Below are 19593 nucleotides of genomic sequence, written 5' to 3' on the forward strand. Positions count from 1 at the left end.
ATGCTGGGCGTGCGGGACCTGTTTCGCGTCGGCATCGGGCCTTCCTCGTCGCACACGGTCGGGCCGATGAAGGCGGCGCAGGGCTTTGCGGCAAGGCTCAGGGGCCTGGCGTTCGAGCGGGTGCGGGTCGACCTTCTGGGCTCGCTGGCCTGGACGGGCATGGGCCATGCGACCGACAAGGCGGTCATGCTGGGGCTTGCGGGCTTTCTCCCCGACACGATCGAGCCGGAGCAGATCGACCTGGTCGTCGAGCAGGCCCGTGCCGCGCGGAGCCTAGTGGTGGCCGGTCGCGCGATCGCCTTCGATCCCGACGCCGACATCGTCTTCGACCGCGACGGCGAGACGCCGGTCCATCCCAACACGCTGCGTCTCGTCGCGCTGGGCCGGGACGGGGCGACCCTGGTCAGCGAGCGTTGGTGCTCGATCGGCGGCGGGTTCATCGTGCCGGAGGATCGGTTCGGGGAAGATGCCGCCGAGGACGATCCCGGCGAGCCGCCCTTTCCGTTTCGCACCGCCGCGCAGTTGCTGGCCATCTGCCGTCGGCACGGCCTGTCGATCGCCGAGGTGATGCGCGCCAACGAGCGCGCGCGCGCCTCGGAGGAGGAACTGGATGCCTATCTGGACCGGGTCATCGCGGTGATGATGACCTGCATCGACCGGGGGATGCAGACCGAGGGGGTCTTGCCGGGGCGGCTGAAGGTGCCGCGCCGCGCGCCCGCCCTGCGCCAGAAGCTGGCCGGCGACCGCTTCCGCAACCGGCAGGCGCCGCACAATATCATGGACCATATCAGCCTGTTCGCCATCGCGGTGAACGAGGAGAATGCGGCGGGCGGGCGCGTCGTCACCGCGCCGACCAACGGCGCCGCCGGGGTCGTGCCCGCCGTGCTGCGTTATTACCGCGATTTCTGGCCCGATGCCGACCGCGCGGGCATGCACGACTTCCTGCTGACCGCCGGTGCGATCGGGGTGCTGACCAAGCTCAACGCCTCGATCTCTGGCGCGGAGGTCGGCTGTCAGGGGGAGGTCGGGACCGCCAGCGCGATGGCCGCCGCCGGGCTGGCCGCGGTGATGGGCGCCAGCGACGCGCAGACCGAGAATGCGGCCGAGATCGCGATGGAGCATTATCTCGGCATGACCTGCGATCCGATCGCGGGGCTGGTGCAGGTGCCCTGCATCGAGCGCAATGCCTTTGGTGCGGTCAAGGCGATCAATGCGGCATCCCTGTCGCTGCGCGGCGACGGGACGCATATCGTCTCGCTCGACCAGGTGATCGAGACGATGATGCGCACCGGCACCGACATGCACGCCAAGTATAAGGAGACGTCGCAAGGCGGCCTGGCGGTGAGTTTTCCCGAATGTTGATGAGTGGATCATGACCGAAAACGAAATCTACGCCCAGTTCGCGGCCGCCGGGATCGCGATGGAGAAGATCGAGCATCCGCCCGTCTTTACCGTCGAGGAGAGCGCGGGCATCCATGCCGCCTTGCCCGCCGCGCACACCAAGAACCTGTTCCTGAAGGACAAGCAGAAGCGTTTCTGGCTGATCGTGCTGCCGCATGACCGGCGTGCCGACCTGAAGGCTTTTGCCGAGACGCTGGGCGCGGGCAAATTCTCGTTCGGCAAGCCCGACGAGATGGAGCAGCTACTGGGCGTGACGCCGGGTGCGGTGACGCCGCTGGCGGTCACGCACGCGCCGCCCGGCCCGGTGTCGCTGGTCTTCGACGAGAGCTTCCGCCACGCCGAGCGGATCGCCGTCCATCCGCTGCGCAACAGCGCGACCATCGCGGTGCCGTTCGCGCCGATGGTCGCGTGGCTGGAGGGGCTTGGCCATGACGTGCGGGTCGTCGCGCTGCCGGGCGGGGCATCCGCGGCGCCGTGAGGTCGCGATGCTGATGGTCTGACCGGACGGTGTCGCCGACATCCTCCACCATATGGGACGGTAATGCCAATGTCCGCCAGATTGACGCCCGGCTTCGACCTCAACGCCGTGGAGGTCTTCATCCTGACCTCCGAGCTTGGCGGCATGACCCAGAGCGCGCGGCATCTGGGCATGACGCAATCGGCGGTTTCGCAGATCATCTCGAAGCTCGAAATGGCGCTCAATACGCGTCTGTTCGATCGCACCATGCGCCCGCTGGCGCTGACCCCGGCGGGCAAGCTGTTGCGGCGCGAAGGCGCGGAACTGGTCGCGGCGGCCAGGATGCTGGCACGCGAGGTGTGCGAGCAATCCTCGCAGACCGCCGAATGCGTCGTCGTCGCCATGGCCGAGAGCATCGCCAACCACCTGACCGCGCCGTTGCTGCGCGCGCTGGGGTCGCGGGCGCAGCAATGGCAGATGCGATCGGGCATCTCGCTGGTCCAGCACCGCGAATTCCTGGCGCGCAGCATCGACATGCTGATCACGGGGTCCAGCCAGCTGGAGGATGTCGAGGAGATCGAGCATCACCCGATCATGGAGGAACCCTTCGTGATCATCGCGCCCGCCGCCTATGCGGACCTGCCGGTTTCGATCGAGGCGATGACCCAGCTGCCATTTGTCCGCTATTCGCTCCTGTCGGCGATGGGGCAACGGATCGAACGCCAGCTCGCCCGGATGAAGCTGCGCATTCCCAATGTGATCGAGGTGGATTCCACCCATCAGCAATTGTCCACCGTCGTCGCGCTGGAAGGGTGGAGCATCGCCACCCCGCTGTGCCTGGCCAGTCAGATCGAGCTTCTGCCCTCGCTGACGGTGTTGCCGATGCCGCGGGGGAGCTTTCGCCGTCGCATCCAGCTGGTGGCGCGCAAGGGCGAATTCGGCGACCTGCCGCGCGACATGGCGCTTCAGGCCGCCGCGATCCTGCGGGGCGGGAAAGTGGAATCGCTCATCCGCATGTTTCCCTGGATCGAGGACGCCATGGCCTGGGAGGGGCCGCCCTCATAGGGCGAAGCCTCGTCTGCCCGCGCCTCAATCACATGCGGCGCTGGCGACGGCGCGTCCGTTGGCCAGCGCGTGGCGGGACTCCAGCGGCGAACATCCGAAGCGCCGCCGGAACATGCGGCTCATATGCGAGGAGTCGCAGAAGCCGCATTCCACAGCGATCATCGTGATCGATTTGGCGCTGCTTTCCAGCATGTGCCGGGCAAGCGACAGCCGAATGTCCATGAACGCCGCCTGCGGCGATACCCCCAACGCCGTCTTGAAGCGGCGCTCCAGCTGCCGCTTGCTCTTCCCCATGCGCTGCGCGATGTCGGCGACCGACAGCGGCGTCTCGATATTCTGCTGGGTGATCAGCAGGGCGCGCAGCACGATGGGGTCGTCGGTACGATAGTCGAGCATCGCGCCGGGCTGGGCCTTTTCGCCGGTCAGCGCCTCGTCGATGATCATGATGTGCAGGCTCTTGCTGGCCTGCGCCCGCCCGACATGCTTGTCGACCAGATAGGCGGCGAGATGCGCCGAGCTCGCGCCCCCGGAACAGGTCAGCCGGTCGCGGTCGACGATGAAGATCTGGTCGGACACCGGGTCCAGCCCGTCAAACTGGTCCAGGAAGTCGCGGTGGTGGAACCAGCTGACGCAGCATTTATACCCGGCCAGCACGCCCGCGCTGTGGAGCAGGAACGCGCCCGTGCATACTCCCACCAGCGGCACGCCCAGCGCGGCGGCCTTGCGCAGATAGGCGACATATTCGCTGTCGAAGCCGTCGATCTCATCGACCAGTCCGCCCACCACGACGATATAGTCGAAGCGGGTGGGGTCGCCCAGCTGTTCGTCGGGCTGGATGGCGATGCCGGAACTGGAGGGGATGGCGGCGGAGTTGCGCGACAGGATCTTCCAGTCGCACAAGATATGGCGGCTGCGATCGCCCTCGTCGGCGGCGAGCCGCAGGACGTCCACGAAGTTGGCGAAGGCGCACAGCGTGAACCGCCGCGCGAGAATGAAACCGACCGACAATCGCAGCCCCTTTGCACGGCGTTGCAGCGACGCGCTCAGCACCGAAGGTGGGGGGCGATCCATTCCGTTCTCCGGTCGGCCGATAAACTTCGGACGGCATGTCGTAGAGTTTGTGTCCATTTGACGCAAATATTCTTTCCGCCTCGGCGCACCCCGTCGCAAACCTACTGTTGTCGAAAGGGATTTCACCCGGTTTGGCACGATTATTCTGGCGAGGGGGCGGCGGAATGAAGGTGATGGTGCCCGTCAAGCGCGTGGTCGATCACAATGTGAAGATTCGCGTCAAGAGCGACGGATCGGGGGTCGATCTCGCCCATGTGAAGATGGCGATGAACCCCTTTGACGAGATCGCGGTCGAGGAAGCGGTGCGGCTGAAGGAAGCCGGGATCGCCACCGAGATCGTCGTGGTGTCGATCGGCCCGGCGCAGGCGCAGGACGTGCTGCGCAGCGCGCTGGCGATCGGCGCGGACCGGGCGATCCTCGTCAAAAGCGACACGATGCCAGAGCCGCTGGCGGTCGCCAAATTGTTGCGGGAGGTCGCCGCGCGCGAGGGGCCGGGACTGATCCTGCTCGGCAAGCAGGCCATCGACGATGACGCCAACCAGACCGGGCAGATGCTGTCGGCGCTGCTGGGCTGGTCGCAGGCGACCTTCGCATCGCATATCGCCGTTGCCGACGGCGTGGCCGATGTGACGCGCGAGGTCGATGGCGGCCTTCAGCTGATCCGGGTCGTTCTGCCCGCAGTCATATCGGTCGACCTTCGCCTCAACGAGCCGCGCTATGCCTCGCTGCCGAACATCATGAAGGCCAAGAAAAAGCCGCTCGAGGAGGTCGACGCCGACAGCCTGGGCGTCGACGTGGGGCCGCGCCTGACGGTGCTGACCACCGAGGAGCCGAAGGTCCGCGAGCCGGGCGTGCGCCTGGGCTCGGCGGCCGAACTGGTCGGCAAGCTCAAGGAAGCCGCCGGCATCCTTTGATCGCGAAGGGGGGAGCGAGAGCAATGTCCATTCTTCTATTGGCCGAACACGACAATTCGACCCTTTCGGAACTGACCGCGCGCGCGCTGACCGCCGCTTCGGCGATCGGGGGTGAGGTCGACCTGTTGGTGGCGGGCCTGGGTGCGCGGGATGTGGCGCTGGCCGCGTCCAGACTGGCCGGGGTGCGGCGTGTGCTGCTGGCCGAGTGCGCGGCGCTGGAACACCGGCTGGCCGAACCTACCGCCGCGCTGATCGTGTCGCTGGCCGGTGGCTATGACGCGATCGTCGCACCGGCGAGCAGCAACGGCAAGAGCATCCTGCCGCGCGTGGCCGCGCTGCTGGACGTCATGCAATTGTCGGAGATCGTGGCGGTCGTCGCGCCCGACACGTTCAAGCGGCCGGTCTATGCGGGCAATGCGGTGCAGACGGTGCGGTCTGCGGACCCGGTCAAGGTGGTGACGGTCCGCACGGCGGCCTTCGCGGCGGCGGCTTTCCAGGATGCGCTTGCCGAGATCGTGACGGTCGACGTTCCGGACGCGCCCGGCCTGTCGACCTTCGTCGAAAATCGCTTCGCCGCCAGCGAGCGTCCCGATCTGGCTGCCGCGCGGATCGTCGTGTCGGGCGGTCGTGCGCTGGGATCGGCGGAGAAGTTTCGCGAGACGATCCTGCCGCTCGCCGACCGGCTGGGGGCGGCGGTCGGCGCGTCGCGCGCGGCGGTGGATGCGGGCTATGCGCCCAATGACTGGCAGGTCGGACAGACCGGCAAGATCGTCGCGCCCGACCTCTATGTCGCCTGCGGCATCTCCGGCGCGATCCAGCATCTGGCCGGGATGAAGGACGCCAAGGTGATCGTCGCGATCAACAAGGACGAGGATGCGCCGATCTTTCAGGTGGCCGATTACGGCCTGGTCGGCGACCTGTTCGAGGTCCTGCCGGACCTGGAACGCCAGCTCTGAGCCCTAGCGAAAGCCTTTCCATGACCGAGAAGTCCTATGTCATACGGCTGGGTTGCAAGGACCAGCCGGGCATCGTGGCCGCCGTCACCACCGCGCTGGCGGGGCTGGGGGCCAATATCCTGGAATCGAACCAGTTCTGGGATCGGCAGGCGGATCATTTCTTTCTGCGGATCGCGGTGACGGTGAGCGAGGCGGTGACGCGCGACGCGATCGAGGGGGTGCTGCACCCCGCCACCGCGCGGTTCGGCCTCGATCTGACAATCGTCGATGTCGCCGAGCGTCCGAAGATCATCGTGATGGTCTCGAAGTTCGACCATGCGATGCATCACCTGCTGTACCAGATCAAGGTTCGCTGGCTGAACGCCGAGGTCGTGGCGATCGTCTCCAACCATGATGCGGCGCGCAGGGCGGCGGAGATCGAGGGCGTGCCCTTTCATCACTGGCCGGTCACGAAGGACAACAAGGCCGAGCAGGAAGCCAAGCTGCTCGCCTTGGTCGAGGAGACGGGGGCGGAACTGGTCGTCCTCGCCCGCTATATGCAGGTGCTGTCGAACGAGCTGTCCGAACGGCTCTACGGCCGGGTCATCAACATTCACCACTCGTTCCTGCCGAGCTTCAAGGGCGCCAAGCCCTATCACCAGGCGCATGAGCGCGGGGTCAAGCTGATCGGCGCGACCGCGCATTACGTCACCCCCGACCTGGACGAGGGGCCGATCATCGAACAGGAAACCGAGCGGGTCAGCCATATGATGACCAGCGAGGATTTCGTCGCGGCAGGGCGCGACATCGAATCTCGCGTGCTGGCCCGCGCCGTCAAATATCATCTCGAAGGGCGGGTGATGCTCAACAGCCACCGCACCGTGGTGTTCGCGCCGTGAAGGCCGGGCGGATGCACGACATGATCCCCGCGACGACCCCGTACCGATAGGAGTAGAGAATGGCAGCGCTTCCCGAAAAGGCCCGTGTCGTGATCGTCGGCGTCGGCGGTATCGTCGGCGCATCGGTCGTCCATCATCTGGTCGAACGCGGCTGGGACGACATTGTCGGCATCGACAAGTCGGGTGTGCCGACCGATATCGGCTCGACTGCCCATGCCTCCGACTTCTGCTACGCGACCAGTCACGATTATCTGTCGACCTGGACGACGCTCTACTCGATCGATTTCTTCGAGAAGATGGGCCATTACTCCCGGATCGGCGGGCTGGAGGTCGCGCGGGTCGGCGACGACCAGCGGATGGACGAGATCCGTCGCAAGGTCGCCTCGGGCAAGGCGTTCGGGACGCGTGCGGAACTGGTCGACCCGGCTACGATCAAGGCGAAGTTTCCGCTGATCGAGGAAAGCCTGGTGCAGGGCGGCCTATGGGACCCGGATGCCGGTCTGGTCGTGCCCCGGTCGCAAACGGTGGCGGGCAAGCTGGTCGACCAGGCGGTCGCGGCGGGCAAGCTGACCGTGTTCGCCAACAACCAGGCGGAATCGCTCATCATAGAGGATGGACGGATCAAGGGCGTGGTGACGACACGCGGCACGATCATGGCCGATTATGTCGTGGTCTGCACCGGCCTGTGGGGCCGCCTGATCGCCGAGATGGCGGGAGAGGATCTGCCGGTCTTCCCGGTCGACCACCCGCTGACCTTCTTCGGTCCGTATAACGAGTTTGAGGGGACGGGGAAGGACATCGGCTATCCGCTGCTGCGCGATCAGGGCAATTCGGCCTATATGCGCGACACCGGCGATCCCCGCACGACCGAGGGCGGGCAGATCGAATGGGGCTATTATGAGGAGCACGCGCCCCGCCTCGTCCATCCGCGCGACCTGCTGGAGAAGGAGGAGGCGCGCCTCTCGCCGTCGCAGCGAGACCTGGAGATGGAGCAAGTGCTCGAACCGCTGGAGCGCGCGATCGAACTGACCCCGATCTTGGGCGAGCTTGGCTATAACGAAGGGCATTCGTTCAACGGCCTGCTCCAGACCACTACCGATGGTGGTCCGTCGATCGGCGAGAGCCAGAAGGTGCGCGGGCTGTGGTATGCGGTCGGCATCTGGGTGAAGGACGGGCCCGGCATGGGCAAGCTGGTCGCCGACTGGATGACCGACGGGCGCACCGCGATCGACCATGCCAGCATCGACTATGCGCGGTTCAACCCGTTCCAGCTGGAGGCCAAGTTCATCGAGGAACGCTGCCTCGAGACCGCCGCCAAGATCTACAATCCGCCGGTCCACCCGCGCGAGCCCTTTTCGGGCGGTCGCGGCATCCGCCGTTCGCCCTTCTGGGAGCGGGAGAAGGAACTGGGCGGCTATTTCATGGAACTGGGCGGCTGGGAACGCGCGCACGGCTATGCCGCGAACGAGCATCTGCTGGAGAAATATGCCGATCAGGTGCCGGTGCGCGAGAATGAGTGGGACAATCGCCATTTCTGGCGCGTGTCCAACGCCGAGCAGCTGGAACTCAGCGCCGATTGCGGCCTGATCAACCTGTCGCATTTCCACATCACCGACATCGAGGGGCCGGATCACGTCGCGCTGATGGAATGGCTGTGCGCGGCGAAGGTCGGCGGCGATGCGACGATCGGGAAGGGGGTCTATACCCATTTCCTGGACGACGAGGGCAATGTCCGCGCCGACTTCACCGTCTTTCGCCTGGCCGACCGCTGCCGCCTGGTGAACGGCGCCGATGCGGGGCCGCGCGACGTCCATTATATGCGCCGCGTCGCGCAGGATCGCGGGCTGGACGTGACCGTCACCGACGTGACCGAGAAGTACGTCACTATCGGCATCTGGGGCCCGAACGCCCGCGTCAATCTCCAGAAGGTGGTGGAGGACCCCGACGCGCTGTCGCTGGAGAATTTCCCCTTCGCCGCGATCCGCACCGTTCGCATCGCGGGCAGGGACGTGATGGCGTTCCGCATCTCCTATGTCGGCGAACAGGGGTGGGAGCTGCACATGGCCTATGATGATGGACTGGCGGTGTGGGATGCGCTGCGCTCGACCGGGGTGATCGCGGTCGGCATCGAGACCTATGCCAATTCGCGGCGCATGGAGAAAAGCCTGCGCCTCCAGAACGCCGATCTGCTGACGCACTATAACCTGCTCGAAGCCGATCTGGCGCGCCCCAAGGCCAAGGAAGCCGATTTCCGCGGCAAGGCGAAGCATCTGGAACACCGCGCGCGCGCGCATCAGCCCGCCAAGCTGTGCACGCTGGTGATGACCGACAATGTCGATGCGAAGGGGGTGAAGCGCTATCCCGTCGGCATCCTGCCGGTGATCGATCCCGAGACGGGCGAAGTGCCGGTCGATGAACTGGGGCGGCGGTCCTACACCAGCTCGATCGCCTATGGCCCCTCGATCGGCAAGAACATCGCGCTGGCCTATCTGCCCTGGGCGCTGTGCCAGGAGGGGCGCAAGCTGGAGGTCGAGTATTTCGGGGAGCGTTATCCGGTGGAGGTCGCCTCGGTCGGCTATCGCCCGCTCTACGACCCTGAAAACCGCAAGCCGAAGAGCTGACGCCAGCGACTATTAGCAAATGCCGGGTTGCTCATAAAATCAGCGTTGCGACAATGATCCCCGAAGCTCGCCCGTGTGATTCACGTCGGTCGGGACCACCCATGAGAAGAAGGATGGCAAGGTGAACGCCCGTAGCGAGATGCTGAACCTGATCCGGTCCCGCAAGGCGGGATATTCGCTGCCCCAGCCCTTCTATGTCGATCAGGATTTCTTCGACCTGGATCTGGAGCTGATCTGGTATCGCGACTGGCTGTTCGCCGGGCACGACTGCGAGCTGACCAAGCCGGGCAGCTATTTCACGATGCAGGTCGGGGCCTATCCGATCATCGTCCTGCGCGATCGCGACGGGGCGATCCGAGCCTTCCACAATAGCTGCCGCCACCGGGGCAGCCGAGTGTGCAGCGCGGAGCGGGGCGTCGCCGCCAAGCTGGTCTGCCCCTATCACCAATGGACCTATAATCTCGACGGCTCGCTGGCCTTTGCGCGCCAGATGGGCGAGGATTTCGACCGCAGCCAGCATTCGCTGAAGCCGGTCGCGTGCGAGAGTGTCGCGGGCTATATCTTCGTCTGCCTCGCGGCCGAGCCGCCCGCCTTTGCGCCCTTCAGCGACCTGATGCGCCCCTATTTCGCGCCGCACAACCTGGCCGATGCCAAGATCGCCTTCCAGTCTACCATCGTCGAGAAGGGCAATTGGAAGCTGGTCTGGGAAAACAACCGCGAATGCTATCATTGCGCGGGCAGTCATCCCGAATTGTGCAAGACCTATTCGGAGTCGCCGAACGTCACCGGCGTCGCGGGCGGCGGCGAGGACCCCGAGATGGCCAACCACTGGGCACGGTGCGAGGCGGCGGGGCTGCCCGCGCAATTCCGCATGCATGACAGCGGCCAGTTTCGCGCGATCCGTGCGCCGCTGCTGCGCGATGCCGAAAGCTATACGATGAACGGAGCGCGGGCGGTGGCGCGCGGGCTGTCGGACGGGGTGGCGGCCGAACGCATCGGCGCGTTGATGCTGTTCAACTATCCGACGACGTGGAACCACGTCCTGATCGACCATGCCGTGACCTTCCGCGTGATGCCGATCGGGCCGAACGAGACGGCGGTGACGACCAAATGGCTGGTCCACAAGGATGCGGTGGAGGGCGTCGACTATGACCTCGACCGGCTGACCCATGTCTGGACGCAGACCAACGACCAGGATCGTCGCATCGTCGAGGAGAATGCGCTGGGCATCCGCTCTCCCGCCTATGAACCGGGGCCCTATTCGCCCTTGCAGGAGGGCGGCGTGATCCAGTTCGTCGACTGGTATGCGCGCTCCGTCGAGGAACGGCTGGGCGGGGCCGGCCGGGGCCATGTCCGGCGCGTGGCATGATCGCGGGGGCGCATCTGCATCTCGATGACATGGCCGTGTGGAACGACCGGCTCCACCAACTGGAGGTGATCGGCATCCATGCCGAAACCCCGACGGTCCGGACCTTCGTCTTCCGCGCCGATCCCGGCCTCTGGTTCCGCTATCGTCCAGGCCAGTTCGTGACGCTGGAACTCCCGATCGAGGGTGGGCCGCTGCTGCGCACCTATACCCTGTCGTCCTCGCCATCGCGCCCCCTGTCGGTGGCGGTGACGGTCAAGGCGCAGGCGGAGAGCATCGGCACGCGATGGATGTTCGATCATCTGCGCGTCGGCATGCGGCTGCGCGCTTATGGTCCGACGGGGCATTTCACCCATGTCGCCCATCCGGCGTCGCGCTATCTGTTCGTGTCGGCGGGATCGGGCATCACCCCGATGATGGCGATGCTCCGCTGGATCGCCGATGTCGCGCCGGACAGCGACATCGCCTTCGTCACCATTGCGCGCAGTCCCGACGAACTGATCTTCCGGCACGAACTCGAACTGCTCGACCGGCAAATGCCGAACCTGGCGCTGAGCATGATCGTGCGCGACACGCCGCCGGGCGTGGCCTGGACCGGGCATCGCGGCCGTCTGGACGCCACGCGGCTGCCCATCCTCGTGCCCGACATGCTGACGCGCGAGGTGTTCTGCTGCGGCCCCGATGGCTTCATGAGCGCCGTGCGCGGCATCCTCGCCGATGCGGGACACGACATGGCGCGCTATCATCAGGAGAGTTTCGGGGATTTGCCGGTGGCGACCCGCGAGGCACCCGCCGAGCAGGCCGCGCCGGACGCCGAAGCGGCGACGATCCGGTTCCTGGAGTCCGACGTCGCAGCGGTCGCGCCCGCTGGCCAGACCGTCCTCGAAATCGCCCGCTCGGTCGGCGTGCGCATCCCGGCCGCCTGTGAGTCCGGGCTTTGCGGCACCTGCAGGATCAGCCTGGCCGCCGGAGCGGTCGACATGAACCACAATGGCGGCATCCTCGACGAAGACATAGCGGACGGATACATCCTCGCCTGCTGCTCCGTTCCGCGCGGCGATGTGCAGGTCGGGGCCTAGCCGCCCCGCTGATCCTGCCCCCCATCACGACGCGTCCGCCCGCAGGCCTTTCGGGCGCTGCGGGCGGAGCGGTGTTCAATCGCCGCGAGCGAGATCGCTTTGGAAGGGGGAGATCCAGTGCTGGTCGAATGCCCCCGTGCCGCTTTCGCGCCCATGCGACCCATCGGCCATGAAATGGCGGCGCGCGAGCAGGGCGGTGTTGGGCGTTGCACGACGTTCCACCCAGATCCGCAATCCGTCGGCATAGAACAGCATCGGCCAGTCGCTGGCGCTGTCCCCGGCGGCGAGCAGCGGATGGCGCACCGGGTCGATATAGGTCCGGATCGCCGCGACCTTGCCCTCATGCCAGGTGAGCGGTGCCCAGAGCGTCGGGGTCAGGACCATGTCGGCGTGATGCTCGGCGGAATAGACGCCGTCGAGGAAATGCCCCTTGGCGATCTGTTGCCGGGCGGTCGTCACCGCCCCGGTTTTCGGATCGCGGAGCAGCATGCTGACGCCGATCACCCGGTCCGGCGGCACGTCCAGCCCATAGCGCGGATCGGAGACGACCATCCGCACCAGCTCCTCCAGCGAGGCGGTGACGACATAGATACGCACGCCCCGCGCGCGCAGGGTGGCGAGCAGCTGGCGCTGCCCCGGCATGATGCGGGGCGGCATGACCGTCCCCGCAACCTCGCGATCGCCCACCCGGTAGCGGACCGGGATCGGTTGCCCGTCGGCGATCATCGCGTCGACCTGCTGCTTCAACAGCTTCAGCGACAGGCCCGAGAAAGCCTGGGCGATCCAGGGGTAGCATAGATTGTCATCGACCTCGCACAGCCGATGATAATAGCCATAGAGGCTTTCCCCCGGCAGCATCGGCACCGGCTTCAGCATGGGATCGAGGCGGTCCGCATGCAGGAACCCATGGTTTTCCAGCCATGGTAGCAGCGATTCCTCGAGGTCGCTGACCCAGAGCGTGTTGTCAGCGTCGAAGGTCGCATAGTCGCCGGGCTGGACGTGCGACAGCGTCGTATCGATCGCGGCCCGCTCGGCCGGTGTCCAGTTGGCGAGCGGATCGGGGGCGGCGCCGACCAGGGCGATGGACGCCAGTGCCATGACGAGCCGCTTCATGCCGACGCTCCCGTCCGGATCGCGGGATCGCTGCGGCTGGGACGTCCGGTCTCGACATGCCCGGCGAAGCGGCGGGCCCATGTCGTGCCCGCTATCGCGATCGTCAGATCGTACCAATGGTCGTTCCCCGCCACGTCATAGCCGATGGTGCGGGTCGCGCCGGGCGCCATCCGCCACGTCTGTTCGGGATGGCCGGTGCCGGCAGGGGGTGTCACCGCGACCCGGATGGGCGCGGTGCCGTGATGCGTGATCGTCAGCATGATCCTGTCACCTCTCTCAGCCAGGGACGCGTGCAGTCCCGGCGGTCCGTCCATCGTCCCGGAAAGCCCGCGCAGGAAACCATTTGGTCCGTGGATCTCCAGTCGATAGGCGCCGTGCGCGGGAAGGCCGTGCGGCGTATCCGACATGGTCGTGCCGGGCAGGACGGTGTAGTGCCATGGCCCCGCCATTCCCATCACGTCGTACACTGCGAAGACGGCGGCGGCGGTCCCGGTATTGGCGAAGCGCAGCGCCAGCCCCGGCGCCGTCGCTTCGTCGACCGCCAGCCGATAGGGCAATGGCCGCGCCGGACGACCTCCCGGCTCCTGCACGGGCGGATCGCCGACGGTGCCGGGCACGGGATCGGGCAGGCGGGCCTGACGGGAGAGGCGGGCCGCGGCATCGCGCGTCGATGGCAAGGCGTGCAGCGCCGACGCATCGGGGTTATCGAAGTCGAACATACTCGTCAGGTCGCCCGTGACCGCACGTCGCCACGGGCTGATATTGGGTTCCATGACGCCGAACCGCCGTTCCAGGAAACGCAGGACGGACGTGTGGTCGAAGACCTGGCTGTTCACCCATCCGCCCCGCGTCCATGGCGATACCACGATCAGGGGGACGCGAACGCCCAGTCCGACCGGCTGCCCGCGATAGCTCTCGCCCGCCACGTCGATCCCCGACCGCCCGGCCGCCGGGGTCAGCGCCGGGAGCGGCCCCGGCATATGATCGAAAAAGCCGTCATTCTCGTCATAGGTGATGATCAGGGCGGTCCTCGCCCAGACCGCCGGGTTCGCGGTCAGCGCATCGATCACCCGCGACACCAGCGACTCGCCCAGTGCCGGTGGGGCCTCGGGATGTTCCGAATAACGCTGGGGGGCGACGATCCAGGATACCTGCGGCAGGGTTCCGGCGGTCACATCGGCGGCAAAGGCGTCGACCAGATGCTGGGCCGTGGTCTCCGCCGCGTTCGCCGCCGTCGATCCGGGCACGATCGCCCGGCCGCGCCGATACAGTTCGTCCTGCGGAGAAAGGCCCCGAAACGCGGCGAAATAGGCGAGGCTGTTGTCGCCGTAATTGTCATGTTCCTGGTACAGCTTCCACCGGATGCCCGCCCGCTGCAAACGCTCGGCATAGGTGGTCCAGCGCGCGCCGGGAAAGTCGGGGCGGTCGCGGGCGGCGTCGCCGGTCCAGTTGCCGTCATCGGCATTGTCGACCGCCTGCGGACCGGGATCGCCGACGGTCAGGCCGCTGGTTCCGGTGAACAGATACATGCGGTTTGGGTTCGTCGGGCCGTGAAGCGAGGCGTAATAGGCATCGCCGATCGTGAACGCATCGGCCAGCGCATAGTAAAAGGGTATGTCGGCGCGACGGAAATAGCCCATCGTCATGGGCGTCTTGTGCCGCACCCAGCAGTCATAGGCCGCCCATTCGGCGCTGTCCGATTTCCAGCTGTGATCCAGGCTCTTCAGCAGCTGGCCCCGCGTACGCGACGTGTCGAGGTGAAAGGGCGGGACGATCCCATGACCGTCGGCGCCCGGCTGGTGAAAGACGCTGCGCCCCGACCGCAGCGTCAGCGGCCTCGGATCGCCGAACCCGCGCACGCCCGACAGGGTGCCGAAATAATGATCGAAGGACCGGTTCTCCTGCATCAGGATCACGACATGGTCGACATCGGCGATCGTCCCGCTTCGGCGATCGGCGGGCAGCGCGAGCGCCCGCGCGATGGACGGCGGCATCGCGCACGCTGCGGCAGCGCCCGCTATCGAGGACAGGAAATGACGGCGACTGTGCTGATCCATGTCGGCCTCCAAGCGCGGCCGGACCTGTCGGTCCCGACCCGCGATCGCTCCATTGAATAAACAATCAAGGAATGCCGGACAAGATCATTCTGGTCCTATGCAATGCCCTGCTCCCCGCATCGCGCCTTGCCCTACCCTAGGAGCGTAGCGGCCATAACGTTCGCTAATACGTCCCATGGAAGGCGCTGATCGTTCATTCAACGCTCGTGAAACCATCTTGCAAAAATTTGTGCGGATGCGAACAATTGAATGCCGAATCGGGCCGTCGCGGAACATTTTGGGGGGTATGGGATGACTAAGATCGTTGCCTATCTGCTTGCGGGAACGGGCATGCTCACAATGGCCGTTGCGGCCCAGGCACAGGATGCCGCCAAGGCGCCGAAGCCGGCCACCGGCGCGCAGGGCAATTCGGGCGATGCCGAGGCCGCCCATGGCGACATCGTCGTGCTGGGCTTTGGCCAGGCGCGCCAGGTGCAGACGGTCGCGGCCATCGATATGGAGCGGCTCACTCCCGGCACGTCGCCGCTCAAGGCGATCGCCAAGCTGCCGGGCGTCAATTTCCAGTCGGCCGATGCGTTCGGCGCCTATGAATGGTCGACGCGGATCAGCTTGCGCGGGTTCAACCAGAACCAGCTCGGCTTCACGCTCGACGGGGTGCCGCTCGGCGACATGAGCTATGGCAATGTCAACGGCCTGCACATCAGCCGCGCGATCATTTCCGACAACCTCGCCAGCACGACCGTCGCGCAAGGGGCGGGCGCGCTCGGGACGGCGTCGACCAGCAACCTGGGCGGCACGCTGCAATTCGTCAGCCGCAAGCCGTCCGACACGTTCGACATCGTCGGGTCGGGCACCTATGGCAGCAACAATACCTGGCGCGGCTTCGCGCGGCTCGACACCGGCGATCTGGGCGGCGGGGTCAAGGGCTATCTCAGCTACGCCTATCTCACCACCGACAAGTGGAAGGGGTTCGGCCGCCAGCGCCAGCAGCAGGTCAATGCCAAGCTGATGAAGGACATGGGTGCGCGCGGCAGCATCACGGCCTTTGTCGATTATTCCGACCGGCGCGAGAATGATTATCAGGACCTGAGCTATGACATCATCCGGCGTCGGGGGCTGAACAACGACAATATTACCGACAATTATTCGCTCGCGCTGCAGATTGCGCGCGTCTACCAGAACCAGACCGCGCTCGCGAGCTATCAGAAGGCGAATAACGGCTCGTCGGCGGGCTTCGTCGCGCCTTGGACGGGTGCGGGCCTCACCTATCCCAGCGGGTTCGGGACTCCGGACGACGCCTATTATAATGCGGCCGGTCTGCGCCGTGACGTGCTGGGGGGCGTGACCTTCGACGGCAAGCTGACCGATGAACTGTCGATCGTCTCGACCAGCTATTATCATTACAACAAGGGGCAGGGGTCGTGGATCACCCCCTATTCGGCGACGCCCGCCGGTGCGCTGGGGCCGGATGGAACGCCGTTGGCCGCGTCCTCGACATCGACCACGGGGCTCGCCTCGCCGCTGGGCTTTCGGGTCACCGAATATAGCATCAGCCGAGGGGGCAATCTGACCAACCTGTTCTACGAGACCGGCGCGAACCGCTTCGAGGTCGGCGCCTGGTATGAGAGCAACAGCTTCACCCAGGCGCGCCGCTTCTACGGCATGAACGACGGGACCAGCCCGAACCGCAACGCGCTCGAATTCCAGTCGAACCCGTATCGGACGCAGTGGTACGGCAAATACGACACCGAGACCCTGCAATATCATGTCGCCGACACGCTGACCCTCGGCAATCTGACGCTGAACGGCGGATGGAAGGGGATGCGCGTCAAGAACCAGGCGAACCTGCTGGTCGGCAGCCTGGTGAACGGCCGCATCAAGGCCGAGGACTGGTTCCTGCCGCAGGTCGGTGCGGTCTATCATGTGAGCGAGGCAGCCGAACTCTTTGCGAGCTACACCGAGAATATGCGCGCCTTCGTCTCGTCGGCGACGACCGGTCCGTTCGCCACGACCCAGGCGGGCTTCAACGGCATCCGTTCGACCCTGAAGCCCGAGACGTCGAAGACGATCGAGGGCGGCGGGCGACTGCGCAGCGGCGGGCTGCAATTGTCGGCGGTGGGCTATTTCATCGACTTCTCGAACCGGCTGCTCAGCTTCGCCAACGGGTCGGGCATCCAGGGCAATCCGCCCACGCTGAACAATGCGGGCAGCGTGCACAGCTATGGCGCGGAAGTGTCCGCCTTCTATCGCATCGTCCGGCCGCTCAGCCTGTTCGCCAGCTATTCCTATAATCACGCCACCTATCAGGACGATGTGAAGAACGCCGCCGGCGCCGTGCTGACCGCGACCGCCGGGAAGACAGTGGTCGATACGCCGGAGCATATGGTCAAGGGCGAGGTCGTCTATGACGACGGCCATGTCTTTGCCCGTGCGGGTGCGGATTATCTGTCGAAACGCTACTTCACCTATCTGAACGACCAGTCGGTGCCGGGTCGCGTGCTGGTCGATGCCAGCATCGGCTATCGCTTCGGCGAGGATGCGGGAGCGCTCCACGGCGTCGCGATCGAGGGCAGCGTGACCAACCTGACCGACAAGCGATACATCTCGACAGTCGGCACCAATGGCTTCACCGCCAGCGGCGACAACCAGACCCTGCTCGCTGGCGCGCCCCGCCAGTGGTTCGTCACGCTTCGGCGCGGCTTCTGATGCAAATCGCGGCGATATCCGGTCGCCGCGACCCGTTCCCGCCTGCTCTCGATGGACTCCGTGCCGCCGCCACATGGCGGGCGACGGCGCGTGCGTGGGGCCTGTCGGGGGTAGCGGGGCGATGGCGGGGCGGCGGCTGATCCGCCCCGGCGAGACGACGATCGACCCGTTGACGAACGAGGGGGGGCGAAATGGCGGACGATGTGGTGATGGCGACACGCTGGGACGGCGAGGCGAAGGCCGGTATCCGGCCCAGGGCGCCGGGCGGGCGCCTCCCGACGCTGCAACGGGCGCTCGATTGGCGCGGGGCATTCTGGGCGATCAGCGGTGTGCCCGCCGGGGTGCTGCTGACCATGGGGGGCGTCGCGACGGTGGTCGGCCAGGCATCCTGGGCGGTCTGGATCCTGTCGGTGCTGATCGGCTTCCTGCAATGTTTCGTCTATGCCGAGATTGCGGGTCTGTATCCCGACAAGTCCGGCGGGGCATCGGTCTATGGCGCGGCGGCCTGGATCGGGTACAGCAAGTTCGTCGCGCCGATTTCCGTATGGTGCAACTGGCTGGCTTGGTCTCCGGTGCTGGCGCTGGGTACGGGGCTAGCCGCGGCCTATGTCCTGACCAGCCTGTTTCCGGCGGGGGCGGCGATCAACACATGGCATCTGACGCTGCTGGACCTGGGCGCGATCCGGCCTGGCCTGACACTGCGGATCAACGCCGTGGCGATCATCGGCGCCGCTTTCCTGCTGATGACCTTCCTGTTGCAGCATCAGGGCGCGGCCCGGGCGGCGCGAACGCAGAAGGTGCTGGCGCTCGCCTGTCTCTGCCCCCTCGCGCTCATCGGCCTGGTGCCGATCGTCACGGGCGATCTGCCCTCCGCGAACCTGTTCCCGCTCGTCCCCATCGTCCGCGATGCGGCGGGGCATATCGGCTTTGGTAGCTGGAATGCCGCGGGGCTGACGGTGCTGGCGGCGGGGCTGTTCGGGGCGGGCTGGTCGACCTACGGCTTCGAGGGCGCGGTATGCTATGTCCGGGAGTTCCGGGACCCGGCGCGCGACACGTACAAGGCGATCTTCTCGGCGGGATTGATGTGCCTGGCGATCTTCACCCTGGTGCCGCTGGCGTTCCAGGCGTCGCTGGGCCTGCGCGGGCTGATCGATCCCGCCATCTATGACGGGACGGGCGTGGCGCTGGCGCTGGCGAGCATCGTGAAGGGCGGCGTGATCGTCACGAACCTGTTCGTCGCGATGTTCATCCTGGCGCTGCTGCTGATCGTCATGTCGTCGATGATGGGGTCGTCGCGCACCCTGTATCAGGCATCGGTCGATGGCTGGCTGCCACGCTATCTGTCGCGGGTGAACCGCCACGGCGCGCCGACGGCGGCGATGTGGACGGACCTGGGCTTCAACCTGATCCTGCTGATGATGTCGGACTATTTCATGGTCCTGATGGTGTCCAACGTCTGCTACATGATCTTCATCTTCCTCAATCTTCAGGCGGGGTGGATCCACCGCATCGACCGTCCGCACTGGCTGCGTCCGTTCCGCGCGCCGAACTGGCTGATCGCGGTCGGCGCGATGCTGGGGTTCGTCAATCTGGCGCTGCTGGGCGCCGGGGCCGAAGTGTGGGGCCCCGGCACGCTGCGCAACGGACTGGTCGCCGCCGCGATGATCCTGCCGGTGTTCGTCTTTCGCCATTATGTCCAGGACGGGGGCCGGTTCCCGGCTGCGGCGCGCGGCGATGGTGCGCGGCCGGCCGATCCGCCGCGTGCGGGGATGCGCCCCTATGCGGCGCTGGCCCTGGCCGCAGCGATCATCGCGGCCGCCCATCATTTCTCGGTGCTTCCGGGGTGAGGGGGGAGCCATAGCGGCCCTGGCCCCTGCGAATCGGTCGCAGGTGTTGACAGCGATTGACC

Annotated in this window: 14 protein-coding genes; 11 read left to right on the forward strand and 3 right to left on the reverse strand. The window is 66.3% G+C overall.

Annotated features, from left to right (window positions below):
* The 3 genes from QE363_RS10735 (at window position 1) to QE363_RS10745 (ending at window position 2923) form a co-directional block, all read left to right on the forward strand.
* On the forward strand, window positions 1-1362 hold the full coding sequence (locus QE363_RS10735) for an L-serine ammonia-lyase (protein WP_309695075.1): 1362 nt from the start codon (window positions 1-3) through the stop codon (window positions 1360-1362).
* 10 nt (window positions 1363-1372) lie between these two features.
* The gene (locus tag QE363_RS10740) at window positions 1373-1879 is read left to right on the forward strand and encodes a prolyl-tRNA synthetase associated domain-containing protein (protein WP_309695076.1); all 507 of its coding nucleotides are present in this window, start codon (window positions 1373-1375) and stop codon (window positions 1877-1879) included.
* 69 nt (window positions 1880-1948) lie between these two features.
* Window positions 1949-2923, forward strand: coding sequence for a LysR family transcriptional regulator (locus QE363_RS10745; RefSeq protein ID WP_309695078.1), 975 nt, complete (start codon window positions 1949-1951; stop codon window positions 2921-2923).
* Between the two features lie 24 nt (window positions 2924-2947).
* Here QE363_RS10745 and QE363_RS10750 read toward each other — a convergent pair whose 3' ends face one another.
* Window positions 2948-3994 carry a GlxA family transcriptional regulator gene (locus QE363_RS10750; RefSeq protein WP_309695080.1) on the reverse strand — a complete coding sequence of 349 codons (1047 nt, stop codon included), beginning with the start codon at window positions 3992-3994 and terminating at the stop codon, window positions 2948-2950.
* 164 nt (window positions 3995-4158) lie between these two features.
* Here QE363_RS10750 and QE363_RS10755 point away from each other — a divergent pair, with 164 nt between their 5' ends.
* The 6 genes from QE363_RS10755 (at window position 4159) to QE363_RS10780 (ending at window position 11808) form a co-directional block, all read left to right on the forward strand.
* The gene (locus tag QE363_RS10755; RefSeq protein WP_309695082.1) at window positions 4159-4908 is read left to right on the forward strand and encodes an electron transfer flavoprotein subunit beta/FixA family protein; all 750 of its coding nucleotides are present in this window, start codon (window positions 4159-4161) and stop codon (window positions 4906-4908) included.
* A gap of 23 nt (window positions 4909-4931) precedes the next feature.
* Complete coding sequence (locus tag QE363_RS10760; RefSeq protein WP_309695084.1) at window positions 4932-5864, forward strand: electron transfer flavoprotein subunit alpha/FixB family protein; 933 nt, start codon at window positions 4932-4934, stop codon at window positions 5862-5864.
* Between the two features lie 20 nt (window positions 5865-5884).
* On the forward strand, window positions 5885-6742 hold the full coding sequence (purU, locus tag QE363_RS10765; RefSeq protein ID WP_309695085.1) for a formyltetrahydrofolate deformylase: 858 nt from the start codon (window positions 5885-5887) through the stop codon (window positions 6740-6742).
* Window positions 6743-6801: 59 nt separating this feature from the next.
* A complete protein-coding gene (locus QE363_RS10770) occupies window positions 6802-9363 on the forward strand; it encodes an FAD-dependent oxidoreductase (protein WP_309695086.1) in 2562 nt (853 codons plus the stop codon).
* Window positions 9364-9484: 121 nt separating this feature from the next.
* Window positions 9485-10732: an aromatic ring-hydroxylating dioxygenase subunit alpha gene (locus QE363_RS10775; RefSeq protein ID WP_309695087.1), complete on the forward strand. Its 1248-nt coding sequence runs from the start codon at window positions 9485-9487 to the stop codon at window positions 10730-10732.
* On the forward strand, window positions 10729-11808 hold the full coding sequence (locus QE363_RS10780; protein ID WP_309695088.1) for a hybrid-cluster NAD(P)-dependent oxidoreductase: 1080 nt from the start codon (window positions 10729-10731) through the stop codon (window positions 11806-11808). The genes QE363_RS10775 and QE363_RS10780 overlap by 4 nt, the downstream gene beginning before the upstream one ends.
* 75 nt (window positions 11809-11883) lie before the next feature.
* Here QE363_RS10780 and QE363_RS10785 read toward each other — a convergent pair whose 3' ends face one another.
* Both QE363_RS10785 and QE363_RS10790 read right to left on the reverse strand, forming a co-directional pair.
* Window positions 11884-12921, reverse strand: a complete 1038-nt coding sequence (locus tag QE363_RS10785; RefSeq protein ID WP_309695089.1) for an HAD family hydrolase — start codon at window positions 12919-12921, stop codon at window positions 11884-11886.
* Window positions 12918-14978 (reverse strand): phosphocholine-specific phospholipase C, encoded by a 2061-nt coding sequence (locus tag QE363_RS10790; RefSeq protein WP_309695091.1) that lies wholly within the window; start codon window positions 14976-14978, stop codon window positions 12918-12920. The genes QE363_RS10785 and QE363_RS10790 overlap by 4 nt, the downstream gene beginning before the upstream one ends.
* 291 nt (window positions 14979-15269) lie before the next feature.
* On the opposite strand from QE363_RS10790, the gene QE363_RS10795 reads away from it, so the two are divergent.
* Together QE363_RS10795 and QE363_RS10800 are read left to right on the forward strand one after the other, a co-directional pair.
* Complete coding sequence (locus QE363_RS10795; protein WP_309695093.1) at window positions 15270-17684, forward strand: TonB-dependent receptor domain-containing protein; 2415 nt, start codon at window positions 15270-15272, stop codon at window positions 17682-17684.
* Between the two features lie 191 nt (window positions 17685-17875).
* Window positions 17876-19531 (forward strand): APC family permease, encoded by a 1656-nt coding sequence (locus QE363_RS10800; protein WP_309695095.1) that lies wholly within the window; start codon window positions 17876-17878, stop codon window positions 19529-19531.
* Window positions 19532-19593: the final 62 nt, after the last annotated feature.

The sequence above is a fragment of the Sphingomonas sp. SORGH_AS_0870 genome, assembly GCF_031453175.1.
In the GTDB taxonomy this organism is placed as follows: domain Bacteria; phylum Pseudomonadota; class Alphaproteobacteria; order Sphingomonadales; family Sphingomonadaceae; genus Sphingomonas.

Bases quoted from the DNA above. Each gene is read 5' to 3' on its own strand.
- QE363_RS10760 (WP_309695084.1), top strand. From the start codon at position 4,932: ATGTCCATTCTTCTATTGGCCGAACACGACAATTCGACCCTTTCGGAA.
- QE363_RS10790 (WP_309695091.1), bottom strand. From the start codon at position 14,978: ATGGATCAGCACAGTCGCCGTCATTTCCTGTCCTCGATAGCGGGCGCT.
- QE363_RS10750 (WP_309695080.1), bottom strand. From the start codon at position 3,994: ATGGATCGCCCCCCACCTTCGGTGCTGAGCGCGTCGCTGCAACGCCGT.
- QE363_RS10800 (WP_309695095.1), top strand. From the start codon at position 17,876: ATGGCGGACGATGTGGTGATGGCGACACGCTGGGACGGCGAGGCGAAG.
- QE363_RS10740 (WP_309695076.1), top strand. From the start codon at position 1,373: ATGACCGAAAACGAAATCTACGCCCAGTTCGCGGCCGCCGGGATCGCG.
- QE363_RS10755 (WP_309695082.1), top strand. From the start codon at position 4,159: ATGAAGGTGATGGTGCCCGTCAAGCGCGTGGTCGATCACAATGTGAAG.
- QE363_RS10735 (WP_309695075.1), top strand. From the start codon at position 1: ATGCTGGGCGTGCGGGACCTGTTTCGCGTCGGCATCGGGCCTTCCTCG.
- QE363_RS10770 (WP_309695086.1), top strand. From the start codon at position 6,802: ATGGCAGCGCTTCCCGAAAAGGCCCGTGTCGTGATCGTCGGCGTCGGC.
- QE363_RS10785 (WP_309695089.1), bottom strand. From the start codon at position 12,921: ATGAAGCGGCTCGTCATGGCACTGGCGTCCATCGCCCTGGTCGGCGCC.
- QE363_RS10780 (WP_309695088.1), top strand. From the start codon at position 10,729: ATGATCGCGGGGGCGCATCTGCATCTCGATGACATGGCCGTGTGGAAC.
- QE363_RS10795 (WP_309695093.1), top strand. From the start codon at position 15,270: ATGACTAAGATCGTTGCCTATCTGCTTGCGGGAACGGGCATGCTCACA.
- QE363_RS10745 (WP_309695078.1), top strand. From the start codon at position 1,949: ATGTCCGCCAGATTGACGCCCGGCTTCGACCTCAACGCCGTGGAGGTC.
- purU (WP_309695085.1), top strand. From the start codon at position 5,885: ATGACCGAGAAGTCCTATGTCATACGGCTGGGTTGCAAGGACCAGCCG.